At 37.6% G+C, this 18,008-nt stretch carries 17 protein-coding genes and 1 other annotated feature; of the genes, 2 read left to right on the forward strand and 15 right to left on the reverse strand.

Going from position 1 to position 18,008, the window contains the following annotated elements:
* Window positions 1-257: 257 nt before the first annotated feature.
* The 15 genes from greA to NYE61_RS03575 form a co-directional block, all read right to left on the reverse strand.
* On the reverse strand, window positions 258-734 hold the full coding sequence (gene greA, locus NYE61_RS03505; RefSeq protein ID WP_095307126.1) for a transcription elongation factor GreA: 477 nt from the start codon (window positions 732-734) through the stop codon (window positions 258-260).
* A gap of 359 nt (window positions 735-1,093) precedes the next feature.
* Window positions 1,094-1,720 carry a uridine kinase gene (gene udk / locus NYE61_RS03510; protein ID WP_095307127.1) on the reverse strand — a complete coding sequence of 209 codons (627 nt, stop codon included), beginning with the start codon at window positions 1,718-1,720 and terminating at the stop codon, window positions 1,094-1,096.
* Between the two features lie 16 nt (window positions 1,721-1,736).
* Window positions 1,737-2,378 carry an O-methyltransferase gene (locus NYE61_RS03515; RefSeq protein WP_095307128.1) on the reverse strand — a complete coding sequence of 214 codons (642 nt, stop codon included), beginning with the start codon at window positions 2,376-2,378 and terminating at the stop codon, window positions 1,737-1,739.
* 84 nt (window positions 2,379-2,462) lie between these two features.
* Entirely contained in the window at window positions 2,463-3,581 is a 1,119-nt protein-coding gene (mltG, locus tag NYE61_RS03520; RefSeq protein ID WP_095307129.1) for an endolytic transglycosylase MltG, read from the reverse strand.
* Window positions 3,582-3,870: 289 nt separating this feature from the next.
* Window positions 3,871-4,152, reverse strand: coding sequence for a DUF1292 domain-containing protein (locus NYE61_RS03525; protein ID WP_095307131.1), 282 nt, complete (start codon window positions 4,150-4,152; stop codon window positions 3,871-3,873).
* Between the two features lie 12 nt (window positions 4,153-4,164).
* Complete coding sequence (gene ruvX / locus NYE61_RS03530; protein ID WP_095307132.1) at window positions 4,165-4,578, reverse strand: Holliday junction resolvase RuvX; 414 nt, start codon at window positions 4,576-4,578, stop codon at window positions 4,165-4,167.
* 11 nt (window positions 4,579-4,589) lie between these two features.
* Window positions 4,590-4,856, reverse strand: coding sequence for an IreB family regulatory phosphoprotein (locus NYE61_RS03535; protein WP_095307133.1), 267 nt, complete (start codon window positions 4,854-4,856; stop codon window positions 4,590-4,592).
* A 149-nt stretch (window positions 4,857-5,005) separates the two neighbouring features.
* Window positions 5,006-7,651 (reverse strand): alanine--tRNA ligase, encoded by a 2,646-nt coding sequence (gene alaS / locus NYE61_RS03540; RefSeq protein ID WP_303447323.1) that lies wholly within the window; start codon window positions 7,649-7,651, stop codon window positions 5,006-5,008.
* A 209-nt stretch (window positions 7,652-7,860) separates the two neighbouring features.
* Window positions 7,861-8,069, reverse strand: a binding site (T-box leader).
* Between the two features lie 42 nt (window positions 8,070-8,111).
* Window positions 8,112-9,179 (reverse strand): AI-2E family transporter, encoded by a 1,068-nt coding sequence (locus NYE61_RS03545; protein ID WP_095307136.1) that lies wholly within the window; start codon window positions 9,177-9,179, stop codon window positions 8,112-8,114.
* Window positions 9,180-9,235: 56 nt separating this feature from the next.
* Window positions 9,236-9,424 carry a hypothetical protein gene (locus NYE61_RS03550; RefSeq protein WP_095307137.1) on the reverse strand — a complete coding sequence of 63 codons (189 nt, stop codon included), beginning with the start codon at window positions 9,422-9,424 and terminating at the stop codon, window positions 9,236-9,238.
* 66 nt (window positions 9,425-9,490) lie between these two features.
* Window positions 9,491-11,809, reverse strand: coding sequence for an ATP-dependent RecD-like DNA helicase (locus NYE61_RS03555; protein ID WP_303447327.1), 2,319 nt, complete (start codon window positions 11,807-11,809; stop codon window positions 9,491-9,493).
* Between the two features lie 180 nt (window positions 11,810-11,989).
* Window positions 11,990-12,658 (reverse strand): tetratricopeptide repeat protein, encoded by a 669-nt coding sequence (locus tag NYE61_RS03560; RefSeq protein WP_095307140.1) that lies wholly within the window; start codon window positions 12,656-12,658, stop codon window positions 11,990-11,992.
* Window positions 12,659-12,673: 15 nt separating this feature from the next.
* Complete coding sequence (gene mnmA / locus NYE61_RS03565; RefSeq protein ID WP_095307141.1) at window positions 12,674-13,786, reverse strand: tRNA 2-thiouridine(34) synthase MnmA; 1,113 nt, start codon at window positions 13,784-13,786, stop codon at window positions 12,674-12,676.
* A 110-nt stretch (window positions 13,787-13,896) separates the two neighbouring features.
* A complete protein-coding gene (locus tag NYE61_RS03570) occupies window positions 13,897-15,039 on the reverse strand; it encodes a cysteine desulfurase family protein (RefSeq protein ID WP_303447330.1) in 1,143 nt (380 codons plus the stop codon).
* A 142-nt stretch (window positions 15,040-15,181) separates the two neighbouring features.
* Window positions 15,182-15,601: an Rrf2 family transcriptional regulator gene (locus NYE61_RS03575; RefSeq protein WP_095307143.1), complete on the reverse strand. Its 420-nt coding sequence runs from the start codon at window positions 15,599-15,601 to the stop codon at window positions 15,182-15,184.
* Between the two features lie 131 nt (window positions 15,602-15,732).
* Here NYE61_RS03575 and NYE61_RS03580 point away from each other — a divergent pair, with 131 nt between their 5' ends.
* On the forward strand, window positions 15,733-17,010 hold the full coding sequence (locus NYE61_RS03580; RefSeq protein WP_303447333.1) for a replication-associated recombination protein A: 1,278 nt from the start codon (window positions 15,733-15,735) through the stop codon (window positions 17,008-17,010).
* 314 nt (window positions 17,011-17,324) lie between these two features.
* A complete protein-coding gene (locus NYE61_RS03585; RefSeq protein WP_303447335.1) occupies window positions 17,325-17,990 on the forward strand; it encodes an RsfA family transcriptional regulator in 666 nt (221 codons plus the stop codon).
* Window positions 17,991-18,008: the final 18 nt, after the last annotated feature.

Here is an 18,008-nt window from a genome sequence, read left to right on the forward strand (position 1 = left end):
TAGCACCTCCATTATTTTCTAATAGGTCTTACAATAATAGTAATACTTCTAAATTGGTAACTCCAATACGAAAAAGTTTATAATGATATACATTTTTCTCTATGATTATCTAATAAAGATCGAATGTGTTAGGATTAAAAATACATAATATGTTGTTACGGGGAATAAAAAGTTGGGTATACCTATAAAAAATAGTGGCTACCATGTCCATTTAAACATAGTATCCACTACTCATTGTAAGATTGATTTATAAATTACTACTCCACTTTCGTAATTTTAACTTGAATATCGCCACCAGGGGTTGCTACTGCTACCTCTGTCCCAATTTCATGACCTAATAAGCTTTTTGCCATTGGAGAATCATTGGAAATTTTTCCTTCAAATGGATCCGCTTCTGCACTTCCAACGATTGTATAGGTTTCTTCATCTCCATCAGGTAATTCCATAAAAGTTACAGTTTTACCTAAAGAAACAACATCTGGATTATCATTATCATTTTCAATGATGACTGCATTGCGAATCATTTTTTCCACTTGTGTAATACGTTGTTCAACAAATGCTTGGTCATCTTTTGCCGCATCATACTCGGAGTTCTCAGATAGATCGCCAAAGTCTCGTGCAACTTTAATTCGTTCCACAACCTCTTGACGTCGATCTGTTTTCAAATAATGTAATTCCTTCTCTAATTTTTCTTTCCCCTCTTGTGTCATATAATAACTTTTCTCTACAACCATTCAAAACACTCCTTCTTTTCACTATACAAATAAAAATAAGCGTTAAAGCTTATGCTGACGATAAAAAAAATATACTAAAGATTACTATGGCAGATTTGTAACCGTTTTTCAATCTTTTTGTTTTAGTGGTCGTTCAAAAAGTCCGGTGAAAATGACACTTCGAGAACAGATGACCTTCAACTAACTTCCGACACGTCCTGTGTCAACGTCGAAGTCACCACATGCTATAGAAGCTCGTTGGCTTACTTTTCCACTCTTTGGAAAAGAAAATCACTTTTCCTGCGTGTAAAATCGCCCGCTCCAAGCTACGCCGCCTCGAACTGCTCGGTCCTTTCCATCCTTCTTTTTGAACCTACACTTTATTTTTTTGCTAAGATTGTTTCGATTTTAGAAGCCATTATATCAATCGCTACATGGTTTTGTCCACCTTCAGGAATTATAATATCTGCATATCGCTTCGAAGGCTCGATAAATTGTAAATGAGCAGGTCGTACACTATTAATATACTGGTCAATAACGGAATCTAATGAGCGACCTCTTTCCTTAATATCCCTTAATAACCTGCGAATAATACGAAGATCGGCATCTGTATCAACAAATACTTTAATATCCATTAAATCAACTAGCCGTGGATCTTCAAGTATTAAAATTCCTTCAACAATAATTACTTCTTTCGGTTTTACATGTATTACTTCATCTGATCGTGTATGAATTTTATAATCATAAACAGGCTTTTCGATAGGTTTATGATTCATTAAATCACGTAAATGGTCAATTAGCAAATCATTATCAAACGCTAATGGATGGTCATAATTCGTGTTTAACCTTTCCTCCAATGGAAGATGACTTTGATCTTTATAATAATAATCTTGTTCTACAACAAGAATGGTTTTATCTGTAAAGCGTTGACAGATGGAGCGTGTTACAGATGTTTTACCACTGCCACTTCCACCGGCTACACCGATAACTACTGGCTTGTCCCGCACGAAAAAGCACCTCTCCTTATTTCATTTTATAACTTACTGCTACTCCATCTCCTATTGGCAAAATCGTTGTTTTGAAGTCGGGATGATTCGTTAGCATCTCATTGTAATTTCTTATTTTATCTACCATCTTCTGATAACGCTTCGGAACATCAAGAGGGTTCGCGACGAATCCTCGGAATAACACGTTATCCGAAATGATAATGCCATTTGGATTTAACATTGGGTTAGCAAGTTCAAAGAAACGCTCATATTGACCCTTTGCCGCATCAATAAAAATCAAGTCAAACCGTTTTCCATGTTCAGCTAGTTCTACAAGTATGTCTAGAGCATCCCCTTGTATTACCTCGATGTGCTCTTGTTTACCTAATGCTTCAATGTTTTTTACTGCTTGAAGATAGCGTTGTTCGTCTTTTTCAATTGTTATAATGAAAGCATTCGAACTCGCTGCTTGCATTCGTAAAGCAGAATATCCAATCGCTGTTCCTATTTCTAATATTTGCCCGGGACGTGTTAATCGCACGAGCTGTGCTACAAAGTTCATGCCTGACCTATCCATAATCGGCACCTGATCAGCTTTGGCTTCCGATTCGAGTTTAGTTATCCAATCTTCTTGATCTGGTAATAGAGCTGTTAAATATTTAGTTATTTCTTCGTTCATTCTTTTACCTCTTTGCTCGTTATAGTACCTTTTATACTTATAAAAACGGGAAATGTGAAATAGATATTTCACATTCCCAGATAATTATTTCATATATTCATCCCTGTTTTGTAAATGCTCCTCGTACGTTTCAGCATAATATATTTCCCCTTTTTTGTCATGCAGGAAATACATATAATCCGTATCTGCTGGTTCAACTACGGCGTTTAAAGAGCTTTCCGCAAAATTGGCAATTGGGCCAATTGGCAATGCAGTGACTTTATATGTGTTGTACGGGGAATCTATTTCCAAATCCTCATACGTAACAACCTCATTATGCTCTCCTAAAGCGTATAGAACAGTAGGGTCTGTCTGAAGTGGCATCTCCGCTTCCAAGCGATTATAAAACACTCCTGAAATCTGTTGTCTTTGTTCCTCGCTTGCCGTTTCTCTTTCAACGAGTGAAGCAAATGTAAGTGCTTCGTGTACATTAAAATCTAGTTCCTCAATAGCTGGCATATATTTAGATACTACGTTTTGTGTTTGATCAAGCATTCCCTCAACGATTGATTCAATGCTTGGGGATTCGACGTAATAATCATAAGTCGAAGCAAATAAATAGCCTTCTAATGGTGTTCGAATATCGGGATCGAGAATTTCTTCTGATAAAAGATTTGGGTATCGTTCCATCAATTCTTTAACATAAGCTCGATCATTAACGGTTTCGAGAAATTCCTCTTTTGTAAAGTCAAATCGCTCACTATATATTTCAGCAATTTGATCAATTGTTAATCCTTCAGGAATGGTCACGGTATGGACCGCATCCAGTATTACGCGTCCATTTTTCAGTGACTCTATAATTTCATCAAATGTCATGGCAGGTGTAAAGGTATATTCACCCGCTTGAAAATCAGACTCATTATTAAATTTTACATAGAACCGAAAAACTCTTCCATCTTTAATAATTCCGTTTTCCTCTAAAATTGCAGCAATATTTGAGCTTGAAGAACCGATTGGTATTTCTACTGTAATTTCTTCTTCACTTTCTGCATCTACAGGCTCCAGAGCCGATTTCACGTATAAATAGCCTGAAATTGCACCAATGGCTAATATCAGGAACAAAGCAACAAGTATAATCAATACAATCTTTCTTACAGTACTTGCCTCTTGGCTTCTGGTAATAAGGTTGTCCTTAAAACTGCCTGACCCTTTCTTTTTGGACATCCAATATCCCCCTTTCATCCGCTATATTATACTAAAAAATGATATTTTTATCCATAATATAGCGGAATTCAACAAAGGCACATGCGGTTCTATAGCAATAATAGGTTGATTTACAGTTTAAAAGGTTTAGCGGATTTTTATCCTTCCACTTTTTTAATGATTTGGTTTGGATAAGACCTACCTTTCTGAAATAAACGTTTTGATATAGATAGCACGTCTTAACCTTCCATCAATCAAGCAAAAGCTGATGTCAAAAATGACATCAGCTCCGTTTTTATGAAATTAATACTTACGATTCATCTTCTTCCTCTGCTAATGTGTTTAGCATTTCTTCAACGATGTCCCATTCTTCATCTGATTCAATCGGGAAGAGTGATAAGTCGGAGTCGTCTGTTTCCTCATATCGGAATGCATATACTTCTACTTCCTCATCATCTGCTTGTTCAGCAGGAACAACTGCAATATATGTTTGTCCTGTTTCATCTACATCAAATGTAAATAATACTTCAAATAGATGCTCTTCACCATTTTCATCTGGTATAATAATTCTTTCCTTTTCTTCTAATCCCATACTATCACTCCTTTATTTTTGATCAAGATAGCCTTGCAGTATCATCACTGCTGCCATTTTATCAATTATCTTTTTTCTTTTTTTCCTACTCATATCTGCTTCCAAAAGTACGCGTTCTGCTGCGATGGTTGAAAGCCGTTCGTCCCACAACTCGGTTGGTATACCATGTACTTCTTCCAAATGACGTGCGTATCTTTTTGATGCTTCACCACGTTCGCCAATTGTACCATTCATATTCTTCGGTAATCCAACGATAGCTTTTCCGATTTCATGCGTTTCTATAATTGATTTTAGTTCAGCATCCGCTGAATGAATATCGGCTTCATCCCATTTTATCGTTGTTACACCCTGTGCTGTCCAACCAAAAGCGTCACTCACTGCTACACCTATCGTTTTTGAACCTACATCTAATCCTACAATTTTCATCTGCTTATCCTTTACTTATCTTTATGCTGTTCCAAATAAAACTTAACCAATTCTTCAATAACTTCATCTCGTTCAACTTTGCGAATTAAATTTCTGGCATCATTGTATCTTGGAATATACGCTGGATCGCCCGACAATAAATAACCTACTATCTGATTGATCGGATTATATCCCTTTTCTTGCAGAGACTCATGTACCGTCAGAAGAATATCTTTTATATCCTGGTCGAATGGTTCCTCTGAGAAATTAAATTTCATTGTCTTATCTATTGAACTCATCGTGACACCTCGTTCCAAGTTTGCCTTGTTATAATACAATCGCTTCTAATTCATATTCTAACATGTTTATACAAATTATTATATCTTTTTCCAAAGAAGGATACAAACTGTCCCTACTTTTCGTTAGAACTTCAGTCCAAAAATGTTGCTTAAGCCTGCTTAATATTTTCAATTATATAATGTTTAGCTGCTTCTAGTGCTTCTGCAATTTTTGCTGGATTTTTACCACCCGCTTGTGCCATATCTGGGCGTCCACCGCCACCACCGCCGCAAATGGTTGCAGCTTGTTTGATTAGGTTCCCAGCATGTAAGCCTTGCTCAATCAAATCTTTTGACACACCTGCAGCTAATTGAACCTTTCCATCATTTTCAGCCGCAAGTAAAATGACACCAGAATCTAACTTTTGCTTCAATTCGTCGAGCATCTTACGTAATTGATTCATATCTTTCACGTTTACCTTTTGAGCTAGAAGGCTTATATCCTGAATGGATTCTACCTTATCTAAGATAGATGAAGCTTCTAAATTGGATAATTTCGCACTTAAGGACTCATTCTCTTTTTGTAATCCTTTAATTTCTTGATGCAATCCTTCGATTCGTTCTGGAAGCTGTTCTTCTTTTGATTTAGCAAGCTTTGCAGATCTGCTAAATACTTCTAATTTATCATTGAGGTATTCATATGCATGTTTACTTGTAACAGCTTCAATTCTTCTTGTACCAGCCCCAATACCGCTTTCTGATACAATTTTGAATAAGCCAATTTCAGAAGTGTTCGTCACATGGCAACCACCACATAACTCTAGACTGTAATCACCAATTTGAACAACTCTTACAACATCGCCATATTTTTCACCGAATAAAGCCATTGCACCCATCTCTTTTGCTTCATCCAGTTTCTTATTATCTATAAACAAGAAAATTGATTCCCACACTTTTTCATTAACAATGTGTTCAATCTGTTTCAGTTCATCCTTCGTTACAGGATTAAAATGGGAAAAATCAAAGCGTAATCGCTCTGGTGTCACTAATGAACCCGCTTGGTTTACATGTGTGCCTAAAACGTCCTTCAACGCCTGATGGAGCAAATGTGTTGCCGTGTGGTTTTTGATGACTGCTGTACGGAAGCGCTCATCCACCATTGCTTTTACGCTCTCACCTGCATGAAATTCACCTTCTTTAATTTCAACACGATGAATATGCTGGCCTTTTGGTGACTTCTGTACATCCAGTACATACGCAGATGCATTTTCTGTGTATATCCAACCATGGTCTGCAACCTGCCCACCACTTTCAGCATAAAAAGGAGTCCGATCTAAAAATAATAAAACTTCATCACCTTTTTTCATGGTGTTTACAACTTCTTTTCCACCAATAATGGATGCTATCGTTGTATCCACTTCAAGCTGATCATAGCCGACAAATTCACTTTCAATCTTGATTTCACTTAAAACTGTATCTTGAACTTGCATGGAATCTACCTTTTGTCTTGCATTTCTAGCACGCTCACGTTGCTTTTCCATTTCCTGTTCGTAACCTTCCTGATCAATAGTGAAACCTTGTTGTTCTACATATTCTTCAGTAAGCTCTTTCGGGAAACCGTACGTATCATAAAGTCGGAATACTTCCTCACCAGGAAACATCGTATTTCCTGCAGCTTTTTCTCGATCCATAATGGATGATAGTATATGCAATCCATCATTTAGCGTTTCATGGAAACGCTCCTCTTCCACCTTGATAATATTTTGAATAAATTCACGCTGACGTAAAACTTCTGGGTAGAAGTCTTTCATTATTTCACCAACGGTATCGACTAACTCATACATAAATGATTTCTCAATTCCAATTTCTTTTGCAAATCGAACTGCTCGTCGTATGAGTCTTCGTAGTACATAGCCTCTGCCTTCATTTGATGGAACCGCACCATCACCTATTGCAAAGCTTACCGTGCGGATATGATCAGCAATGACCTTAAATGCCGTATCACCCTCATCACTATTTCCATAGGTAGTATTTGCAATAGCTTCCGTTTTACGGATAATTGGCATAAATAAATCCGTATCAAAATTCGTTGGTACCTGCTGAATGATCGATGTCAATCGCTCAAGGCCCATCCCAGTATCAATATTTTTCTTTGGCAACGGTGTGTACGTGTCATCTGGATTATGATTGAACTGGGAAAATACAAGATTCCACACTTCCAAATAACGGCTATTCTCTCCACCTGGATAAAGCTCTGAATCATTGGGATCATTTCCATATGCTTCACCACGGTCATAGAAGATCTCCGTATTTGGTCCACTTGGTCCTTCACCAATATCCCAGAAGTTTTCCTCTAAGCGAATAATTCTCTCTTTTGGAATTCCAATTTCATTCAGCCAAATGTCATATGCTTCATCATCCTCTGGATGTACGGTAACAGATAGTAATTCTTTATCAAAACCGATCCATTTCTCATCCGTCAAAAACTCCCAGGCCCAAGTTATTGCTTCTTTTTTAAAATAATCACCAATGGAGAAATTCCCTAGCATTTCAAAAAATGTATGGTGTCTTGCTGTGAAGCCAACATTTTCAATATCATTTGTGCGAATGGACTTCTGTGCATTCACAATACGCGGGTTTTCCGGAATTACTCGACCGTCGAAATATTTCTTCAATGTTGCAACCCCACTGTTAATCCATAATAATGTTGAGTCTTCGACAGGAACAAGAGAAGCACTTGGTTCTACCTGATGTCCTTTCTCTTTGAAAAAGTCAATAAAGAGTTGTCTTATTTCTGCTGAGCTTAATTGTTTCATGAATCATTCCTCCAAACGTTTTATAAAGCGAAACTTCATTCAGTGGGGTTTTCGTTCTTCCTCCACTGAATGTTAGTTGAACAAAATTAGGAATTTACAGGCTGTTTCCCCCAACCTTCACGCGATTCGGGTTCCCTCACACTTAAAAATGGGGGGATTACAGCTCGTTAATGCGTGATAAAATTAAAAAATCCCCTCTCTGCATTGAATGCAGGGACGAGATTTGTTCGCGGTACCACCCTAATTATGAATGATAAAATCATTCATCACTTAAACATGGTAACGGTATGAGACCGACGGGGATTAGCCGTACTCCAGCTTAGCTTTCCATGAGGCTATGTTTAGGATTTCTTTCAACCAAGGAAACCCCTCTCTTTAAACTAGCTGCTCATGTACTTTGTGCCTTCTTCGCGTTTCATTTATTATGATAGCGTAATTATAAAAAACTTTTGTTGCATTGTCAATGATTAGACCGTAGAGAAACAAACTGTATGGCAATCACTTTTAAAATCGTTAATGCAGGGACAGCCAATATCATACCCCAGACCCCAAATAATTGACCACCTAATAATAAAACAAAGATGATTGCTACAGGATGAATTTTAACCGTTTTCCCCATAATATACGGAGATAAAAGGTTCCCTTCGATTACTTGAATGACAAAAATAGCAATAATCACAAATATTACAGTGTTCCCCCCTATTGTATAGGAAATCATCACCACAGGGATTGCACCAATGATTGGTCCGAAATACGGAATAATATTTGTAACTCCCATTACAATCGCTAAAAGCAGCGCGTAATTAACATCAAGCAATTTAAAAATGATTAGACATGCAATACTAACAAATAAACTGACTATCAGCTGTCCTCGAATATAGCCTCCAAGTCCTTTATCAACTTCTCTCAATAATTCAGCCGCTTCATCCTTATATTTATTTGGAATAAACCACATAAAAAAAGATTCGATCTTCACATAATCCTTGATGAAGTAAAAAACGAGTACTGGTATAACCGTTATAATAAGAATCATGTCGAAAATTCGTGTAAAGCCTAAGGCAAGCCTACCAAGTAAATTATCCAAGGAAGTTTCTAAAGTTGCTATCAGCTGATCAATTTTGTCATGTACTGTTTCAGGTAAAAACGAAGTATAGCTGTATACTTGATAAATCCAGCTTTCATACATGCGAATAAATTCAGGGAGATTTTCGTTTAAATCACGGACCTGGTGAACAATAGCTGGATATCCTTTGTAAAATAAATAACCAACCCCGCCAAAAAATATTAAATAGATTAACAGGATCGCTAGACCTCGATGGATATTCCACTCATGTAGTTTTTCCACTAATGGATGAAGCAAATATGCAATTAATGCTGCAATTAAAAACGGAATGAAAAGCTTCCATAAAAATGAAAAAAAGGCTTCGTAATATGGCATTGTTTTTACAAGTAGAAAGGAAAATATAAATAACACAATCCCAATTAATAGCCAATACAGTAATCGAAAGCGCTTTTTGTCCTCAACCATGATAAACACTCCTCGGGGGCATTTTGTATTATCTCGCTATCCTAAGCCAGGAGTGTTTATGGTAATTTTCTTTCCTCTTTGGTAAACAAATCATCCAATGAGCTTAAGCTTCCATCAGCTTCGATTTGATGCACCATTAATTCATTGCTTGTCACTGTCATTTCAATAAAGCAAGTCCAGCAATAATAATCCTGTGTTCCTATCTTTCCAATGTCTTTTCCATTACAGTTCGGGCATCGTAGCATGATTTTAACTCCTTTTCGAGTATTACGCTACTATACTTGCCCGCTTGTATATTTTTTATACCTTCATTACATGAAATCATACGGTGAGATTTCTTCCTCATCCACTTCTTCGGATTCTTCCATTTTCAAATCTTTCATTCTTCCACTTAATTGCCCTTTCAAGGACGTATAGCGTTTATTTGTATCAATTGTTTGAATCCCTTTTAAAAATGCCTGTTGTTCACCACAAATAATTAAAGACTCTTTGCTTCTCGTAATTGCTGTGTACAATAAATTTTTTCGCAGCATTCGATAATAGGTTGATACAACCGGAAGAATTACAATTGGAAATTCACTGCCTTGTGACTTATGAATCGAAATACAATAAGCATGTGTAAAATTAATATAGTTGTTTCGTTCATAAACAACTTCTTTATCATCAAAAGCAATCACAACCTGCTCCACATTATCTACATTCTCTTCCTCTCGAAAAATAGCAACAACTTCTCCAATATCGCCATTATATACGCCATCCTCTGGTTGATTGACAAGCTGAATCACTTTATCTCCAACTCGGTAAACCACATCATGGTACTTTACTTCCCGCTTCGTTTTTGTTTTTGGATTAATCAACTGCTGTAACTGTTGATTAATCATCGTGATCCCTGCCTGACTTCGATACATAGGAGCCAATACTTGAATCTCCTTGACATCAAGTCCTTTCTCTTTAGCCTTTGTGAAAATTGATGTTACTACTTGAAGCATTTGATGTTCATTACATGCAATAAAACTAAAATCTTTATCATTCTGTAACGATTGGACTGTCAGTTGATTATTTTTTATTTCATGTGCGAGCTGAATGATTTTCGATCCTTCTTTTTGGCGGTATACTTCATTCAGACGAACTAGCGGTAGTAATTTACTATTTAATAAATCTGTTAATACTTGTCCAGGTCCAACAGATGGAAGCTGGTCTTCATCACCAACAAGCAATACTTGCATTTCATCTGGAATTGCCTTAAATAAACTGTTCGCAAGCCAAATATCTACCATGGAAAACTCATCAACAATTAGAATTTTTCCGGATAGCTGTTCTTGTTCATCCTTATTGAACCCATTGCTCCCATTCCAACCCAGTAGTCTATGAATGGTCAGTGCTGGAAGACCAGTCGACTCATTCAAGCGTTTTGCAGCTCTGCCTGTTGGCGCAGTTAAAACGAATGGAAATTCAGCTGGATCATCATAATCTTTCGGATTAAGTGAAACATCATGTATTGTCGCATATGCTTTTAAAATCCCTTTAATAACCGTTGTCTTTCCAGTTCCAGGTCCACCGGTTAGAATCATTACTTTTGAATGCAACGACTGATTAATCGCAGAAAACTGTTCTTTCCCATAGCTAAGTACTTCCGATTCTTCAATATCACCCGTTATTTTCATCATTTCAGCTAGCGGTGTTTCATCTTTAATGGGCTTCTCCATAATCCGTTTTAAATTCGCTGCAAAGCCATCTTCTGCATAATAAAGCGAAGGTAGGTACACCTTATTATCTTTCATGATAACTTTCTTCTCTTTATTCAATTCTTCCATTTGTTCAGTAATAATACGAACCTCTTCGGAATGGATGCTAAGTAGCTCTCCAACTTGGTCTACACAAAGTTCTATGGGAAGATATACATGACCATCCTGAATACATTTTTGCAGGATATAAATACACCCAGCTCCAATTCGGTTTGGGTGTATCATTGATAATCCATTCTGTTTTGCGATGTCATCTGCTGTCCGAAACCCAAATCCTTCTATTGTGAACACATACTGGTACGGATCTTCTTCTAAAACTTCAATAGCTTCATCTTTATATTCTTTATAAATACGCTGTGCCATTTTTAAACCAACACCATAGTTGGCCAAATAAACTGCAACATGTTCAAATCCTTGATTCTCCTGTATACTCGATGCTAAACGTTCAGCAGTTTCTTTTTTTAGTCCTGGAACTCCCTGCAAAATACTTCCATCATTCAAAATTTTGGTGATTGCTGTTTCGCCTAAATGCTCAACGATTCGTTCCGCAGTCTTTTTCCCAACACCATAAAAGAGATCGCTTGATAAATAGGCTACTAAACCATCCTTTGTATTTGGTACAATCGTTTTATAGGAAGAAACCTTATACTGCAGTCCAAACCTGGCATGTCTTTCAAACGTTCCATAAAAGAAATAGGGGGTTTGCTCTTGGAGGTTGGAAAAATAGCCTTTTGCAACTATCTCTTTTTCTTTAAAATCTTCATTTGTATCCTGAACTCGGATCTTAATGATAGAAAAATGTTCTGTTTCATTATGAAAAATGGTATACAAAATTTCACCTTTAATATACCCTCGTTCATCTATTGTTTGTTGATCCTGTTCCATTTGAAACAACCCCACTATCTTATTTCAGCTCCAGACCCCCCTCACCGCATGTCCCATGATGCAAACATCGACACCATACAATTTTTTGGGTCGCTATCTTCTTCGATGGGACGGTCGATACGGCAAATCTCACTAAATGAGGAAGTTATTCGTAAATCGCTAAACTGGAAGCTACACCTTTTATTTCTTGTTTTCGTTTATAAACTGCTCCACGTTTTGCTTACCGTTTAATGCAAGCAGATGGTCTGGTTGAATGCGTAATGCTTCATCAAAATGTTTCAATGCATCTTGCACCTTTTCATTAAACAATGAAATAACGCCTAAATTGTAATGGGCATCACTATGTGCCTGATTGATTTCAAGTACCCGTTTAAAGATCGCCTCTGCATCAGCTAAACTATCACTTTGTGCGAGCGAAAGCCCATATTGGAAAAGCACTTCTTCATCATCCGGATTTAGTTCCGTTGCCCTTAATAAATAGGGTAATGCTAGGCGTGGTTGTTCTTGACTTTGCAAAGTTATACCGAGCATGAAATAGACATCACTTTCTTCTAATCCTAACTCAATTGCTTTTTGAAAATTGGCCTGCGCTTTTGGAAATGCAGACTGTTCAAAATATAGATTACCTAATCCATAATAAGCAGTAGCAGCCGATGGATCTAATTCAACTGCCCTTTCTAAAAAAAGCAGTGCGCGATCATTTTCATTCACTTGCATTAACAAATTGGCGAAATTTATATAACCAACTGCGTCATTTGGATGCTTTTCAATCACTTCATTGAATAACTTTGCTGCTTCTTCAAAATTTTGTTCTTTCATATATTGTATTGCTTGTGCATTCTTGTCCACGATAAAACTCCTTACTTAACCAACATAATCCAATGCGCGATTATTTTTTATAATTTGATCGATTGTAGCTCCACCAAGACAAATATCTCCATCATAAAATACGACTGCTTGTCCCGGAGTAATCGCACGTTCGCTTTCAGCAAATTCCACATAAACGTTTCCGTTTTCTTGAACAGTAACTGTTACATTACTATCTTTTTGACGATAACGGAATTTTGCTGTACATGTAAACGTTTCAGTAATGACATCCGGGTTTATCCAGTTAACATCTGTTGCAACTAAAGCATCTGAGTAAAGTGTTTCGTGACTGAAGCCCTGTTCAACATACAAAATGTTTTCTTTCAAATTTTTCCCCACAACAAACCATGGATCCCCTGAACCGCCGATCCCCAAACCTTGACGCTGTCCAATTGTATAGTACATTAAACCATCGTGACGACCTTTTACCATGCCATCCAATGTTTGCATCTCACCAGGCTGTGCCGGTAAATATTCGCTAAGAAATTCTTTGAAATTCCGCTCACCAATAAAACAGATACCAGTAGAATCTTTTTTATCAGCCGTAACAAGACCGTTTTCCTTTGCGATCTTCCTTACTTCGGATTTTGGTAAATGGCCGAGTGGGAACATCACTTTTTCTAAAACATCGGATGATAATTGATTTAAGAAATATGTTTGATCTTTATTGTCATCTACTCCACGAAGCATTTCGACACGTCCATCTATTTCACGTACTTGTGCATAATGACCAGTAGCTAAATAGTCTGCACCAAGTGCCAAAGCATGATCGAGAAACGCTTTGAATTTAATTTCTTTATTACACATAACATCTGGATTTGGTGTACGTCCAGCTTTATATTCATCAAGAAAATATGTGAACACTTTGTCCCAATATTGCTTTTCAAAGTTTACAGAGTAATACGGAATATCCAGCTGATTACAGACGCGGACGACATCATCAAAATCCTCCGTAGCCGTACAAACACCGAATTCATCTGTGTCATCCCAGTTTTTCATAAAGATGCCAACAACATCGTAGCCTTGTTCTTTCAAAAGCAATGCAGCTACAGATGAATCAACACCTCCACTCATGCCAATTACGACACGTGTATCTTTATTATTTTTCATTTTCTTCACTATCCTTTATAGAGGTTGTTCCAAGTACTTGAGGTTACGGGTTTAATCCGTTCAACTAACATTCAATGAGGTTGTAAAGATCCCCATGTCAAAATTTAACTTTATGCTGTTAATCGTTTGACGATTCGAGAAACACGTTTAGCTGCTTCTTTCACATTTTCCTCTGTATTAAAAATGCCGAAACTGAATCGAACCGAATTCGTTGTGCATGGGTTATCCTTTCCAAACATAGCGGTCAATACATGTGACGGTTCAACGCTTCCTGCCGTACATGCGCTGCCACTAGAAGCCGCAATTCCATCTAAGTCGAAATTCGCTAAAAGTGCTTCAACATTTGTTCCTGGAAAGCTAATGTTAATAATCGAAGCTATAGCCGCTTGCATGTCTCCATTCACTTCAAATTGTACTCCATTTTCTTCTAACGTTCGAATAAATAGCTCTTTATATGCCTGATACTGTTCTTTCCTGCTCACTTTATTTTCCATTGCTAGCTCAACAGCTTTTTGAAAACCAAAAGCACCAGCAACATTTTCCGTCCCTGGGCGACGTTTACGTTCCTGTTCCCCACCATGTTGCAGTGATTTTAACATGACTTTTTCATTTGCATACAAGAAACCGATACCTTTTGGCCCATTTATTTTATGCGAAGAAACCGTAAGCATATCAATTCCCAATTCCTTCACATCTATATCAATTAAACCATATGCTTGTACGGCATCTGTATGGAAATATGCTTGATGGTTATGCAGAAGTTCTCCTATTTCCTTAATCGGCTGAATAATTCCCGTCTCATTATTGACAAACATTATTGACACAAGAATCGTTTGTTCTGTTAATGCAGCTTGTACATCCTCAATCCGTATTTTTCCATTTTCATACACCGGAAGATACGTAACATCAAAACCAAGGGTCTCAAGCTCTTCAGCTGTATGAAGTACTGCATGATGCTCTTGTACCGTTGTTATAATGTGATTTCCTTTTTGCCGATTTGCTAACGTCGTTCCTAAAAGCGCGAGGTTATCTGCTTCGGTCCCTCCACTTGTAAAGGTAATTTCTTTTTCATTCGCGTTAATGCTTAACGCCATAACACGCCTAGCTTCATCAAGTATCTGACGTCCTTTTCTTCCAAAAGAATGCACACTTGATGGGTTACCGAAACTTTCTTTATATACTGGAAGCATTGCTTGAATAACTTCCTCATCCATTGGCGTTGTTGCAGCATGATCCAAATAAATTGGTTCCATAATACATTTCCTTTCTGCTTCCAGCTTAGCGCCCAACGACAAGCGAGACTGACCTCACTTCCGCAAGAATGATCGACAAGCCAGGCTACCCCTAAGTACGGGGAGTCCATATATCGTTACCCCGGCGCTTCCGCTTTTGTCCTTAAATATAAAACATGTAAGAATCCTGCACTTCATCATCATCATGATTTGCTAAATTTTCTAAAGTGGTATTATCTAAAACGTTCTTTACCGCATCACGAATTTGTAACCACAACGCTTGCTGTGCAGGTTGCTCATCTTCAATTCCCTCCACAATTGTAAGGGGACCTTCCAGAACACGGATAACATCCCCTGCCGTAATTTCCTTCGGTTCCTTCGATAAAATATATCCACCATATGCACCACGGATACTTTTAATCAATCCGGCATTTCGTAGCGGTGAAGCAAGTTGTTCTAAATAATGCTCCGATAAGTTATTTTCTTGGGCAATTGCCTTTAACGATAAAGGACCATCCCCGTGCTTTTTTGTTAAAGCTATCATAATGGTTAAACCATATCTACCCTTAGTTGAAATTTTCATCTATTATGCACCTCTGTTTCTTTCAAACGCCCATTCGTTTATAATATTTGTTATTATAGCATGAATGGAGTAGGTCTTGCATTTTAGCAATCCTAATACAATTAATTAATTATATATAAAGGGAGATATAAATGAAACAAAAACCTCTCGCATTTCGAATGAGACCTGAATTAGTTACAGATATTATTGGACAGGAACACCTTGTCGGCGAAGGAAAAATCATAAATCGAATGGTACAAGCCAACCAATTAGCATCGATGATTCTTTTTGGACCACCTGGAACGGGGAAAACTTCCATGGCATATGCACTTGCTAAAAGTGTCGGTCTTCCAGTTAAAATGCTTAACGCAGTTGCTGACAAGAAAAAAGATATGGAAATAGTAGTCGAAGAAGCAAAGATGATGGGACAGGTCGTCTTAATACTTGATGAAGTACATCGCTTAGATAAAGCAAAGCAAGATTTCCTGCTGCCTCATTTAGAAAGCAATTTAGTAACATTAATCGGCTGTACGACAAGCAATCCCTATCATTCAATTAATCCAGCAATTCGTAGTCGATGTCATTTATTTGAATTGCATGGTTTAACTTCAGAAAATGTAAAAACTGCGATTCACCGTGCTTTGGAAAATAGTGAAAATGGTTATGGAAATAAAGATATTGTTATTACAGATCCGGCAATTGACCATATTGCGAATTCAGCTAATGGCGATTTAAGATCTGCTTTAAACGGACTGGAGCTGGCGGTCGCATCCACGCCTGAAAATAACGATAACCAAATTATAATTGATTTGGACACAGCTGAAGAATGCATGCAAAAGAAAAGTTTTTCACATGATAAAAATGGCGACGCACACTATGACGTGCTTTCTGCTTTCCAAAAATCAATTCGTGGAAGCGATGTTAATGCTGCGCTGCACTATTTAGGCAGATTAATTGAAGCAGGTGACCTTGATAGTATCGCCCGTCGAATGATTGTCATTGCCTATGAAGATATTGGTCTTGCAAATCCACAGGCTGGTCCACGTGCTGTTGCAGCAGTTCAAGCTGCAGAAAGACTTGGGTTCCCTGAAGCTAGAATCCCATTAGCTGTAGCGATTGTTGAACTTGCCCTTTCCCCCAAATCAAATACGGCATATAAAGCGCTTGACGCAGCTTTATCCGATATTCGAAGTGGAAAAAGCGGTGATATCCCAGCACACTTAAAAGATGCACATTATACTGGCGCAGCAAAGCTTGGTCGAGGGATTGATTATAAATATCCACATAATTACGATGGGGCTTGGGTTCAGCAGCAGTATTTACCTGACTCTATCAAAAATAAAAACTACTACCAACCAAAAAATAGTGGTAAATTCGAACAAGCATTAAAGCAGGTTCATGATAAAATTCAGAGTGAGAGTAAAAAATAACCTATAAGTGCGTATTCAAAAGAAGGATGAAAAGTACGCTGCAGTTCGACCGGTGTAGCTTTGAGCAGACAATCTGACACAGGTAAAGAAAGCCAACGACCTTCCGCAAAATGTGGTAACTTCAACGTTCGACAAAGGACGTCTCGGGAGGTAGTCGAAGATCCTCTGTTCTCGAAGCGTCATTTTCACCGGACTTTTTGAACGACCTCTATAAGAGATTTTCCCAATATGTATAATTCCTTTTTTATGCGGTAATAATAGACTTAAAACATGCAATCTATTGTTGTGCTACTATGAAAAAGGAGTTGAATATATTGGTTAAAGTTAGACAAGACGCTTGGTCACATGAAGATGATTTACTACTTGCAGAAACAGTGCTGCGCCATATTAGAGAGGGCAGTACACAATTAAATGCATTTGATGAGGTTGGAGACCATTTAAATCGCACATCTGCAGCTTGCGGTTTCCGCTGGAACGCCGAAGTAAGGTCAAAATATGAGAGTGCTATCGATCTTGCAAAAAGACAACGAAAAGAAAAGAAAAGAGCATTATCTACTTCGACAAAGAAAACAAGAGTACCTGCCATTTCATTGTCTCCAGTAAAAGAAGTGGTAGAAACTAATCTTAATACGCATTCTATTGTTGCAGCAGAAGCACCAAGCTTAAACATTGATATGGTGATTCAGTACTTAAGAGAATTAAAAAAGGAATCGAATGCTTCCTCTCAATCAAAAGCAGTATCAGAGGCACTTGAAAAAGAAAATAACCTGTTAAAATCAAAAGTTCAAGAACTAGAAAAACAGCTTTCATCTACAGAGGATCAACTGGTCTCAATTCAAGAAGATTACCAGACTTTCATTCAAATTATGGACAGAGCCCGAAAAATGACTGTACTCGATGATAAAGAAAGTCGTACAGCTCCCGCCTTCCGAATGGATAAGAATGGTAACTTAGAACAATTAGCTCATGGATCAAATTAATATAAACGAGAAAGGAAA

It is taken from the genome of Oceanobacillus sp. FSL W7-1304, from assembly GCF_037969805.1.
In the GTDB taxonomy this organism is placed as follows: domain Bacteria; phylum Bacillota; class Bacilli; order Bacillales; family Amphibacillaceae; genus Oceanobacillus; species Oceanobacillus profundus.

Excerpts from the sequence above, each read along its gene's own strand:
- NYE61_RS03545 (WP_095307136.1), bottom strand. The coding sequence starts at position 9,179 with ATGGTTGAGGACAAAAAGCGCTTTCGATTACTGTATTGGCTATTAATT.
- NYE61_RS03535 (WP_095307133.1), bottom strand. The coding sequence starts at position 4,856 with ATGAGTTCAATAGATAAGACAATGAAATTTAATTTCTCAGAGGAACCA.
- NYE61_RS03580 (WP_303447333.1), top strand. The coding sequence starts at position 15,733 with ATGAAACAAAAACCTCTCGCATTTCGAATGAGACCTGAATTAGTTACA.
- alaS (WP_303447323.1), bottom strand. The coding sequence starts at position 7,651 with ATGAAACAATTAAGCTCAGCAGAAATAAGACAACTCTTTATTGACTTT.
- greA (WP_095307126.1), bottom strand. The coding sequence starts at position 734 with ATGGTTGTAGAGAAAAGTTATTATATGACACAAGAGGGGAAAGAAAAA.
- NYE61_RS03570 (WP_303447330.1), bottom strand. The coding sequence starts at position 15,039 with ATGGAACCAATTTATTTGGATCATGCTGCAACAACGCCAATGGATGAG.
- NYE61_RS03555 (WP_303447327.1), bottom strand. The coding sequence starts at position 11,809 with ATGGAACAGGATCAACAAACAATAGATGAACGAGGGTATATTAAAGGT.
- mltG (WP_095307129.1), bottom strand. The coding sequence starts at position 3,581 with ATGTCCAAAAAGAAAGGGTCAGGCAGTTTTAAGGACAACCTTATTACC.
- NYE61_RS03550 (WP_095307137.1), bottom strand. The coding sequence starts at position 9,424 with ATGCTACGATGCCCGAACTGTAATGGAAAAGACATTGGAAAGATAGGA.
- NYE61_RS03525 (WP_095307131.1), bottom strand. The coding sequence starts at position 4,152 with ATGGGATTAGAAGAAAAGGAAAGAATTATTATACCAGATGAAAATGGT.
- mnmA (WP_095307141.1), bottom strand. The coding sequence starts at position 13,786 with ATGAAAAATAATAAAGATACACGTGTCGTAATTGGCATGAGTGGAGGT.
- NYE61_RS03515 (WP_095307128.1), bottom strand. The coding sequence starts at position 2,378 with ATGAACGAAGAAATAACTAAATATTTAACAGCTCTATTACCAGATCAA.
- NYE61_RS03575 (WP_095307143.1), bottom strand. The coding sequence starts at position 15,601 with ATGAAAATTTCAACTAAGGGTAGATATGGTTTAACCATTATGATAGCT.
- ruvX (WP_095307132.1), bottom strand. The coding sequence starts at position 4,578 with ATGAAAATTGTAGGATTAGATGTAGGTTCAAAAACGATAGGTGTAGCA.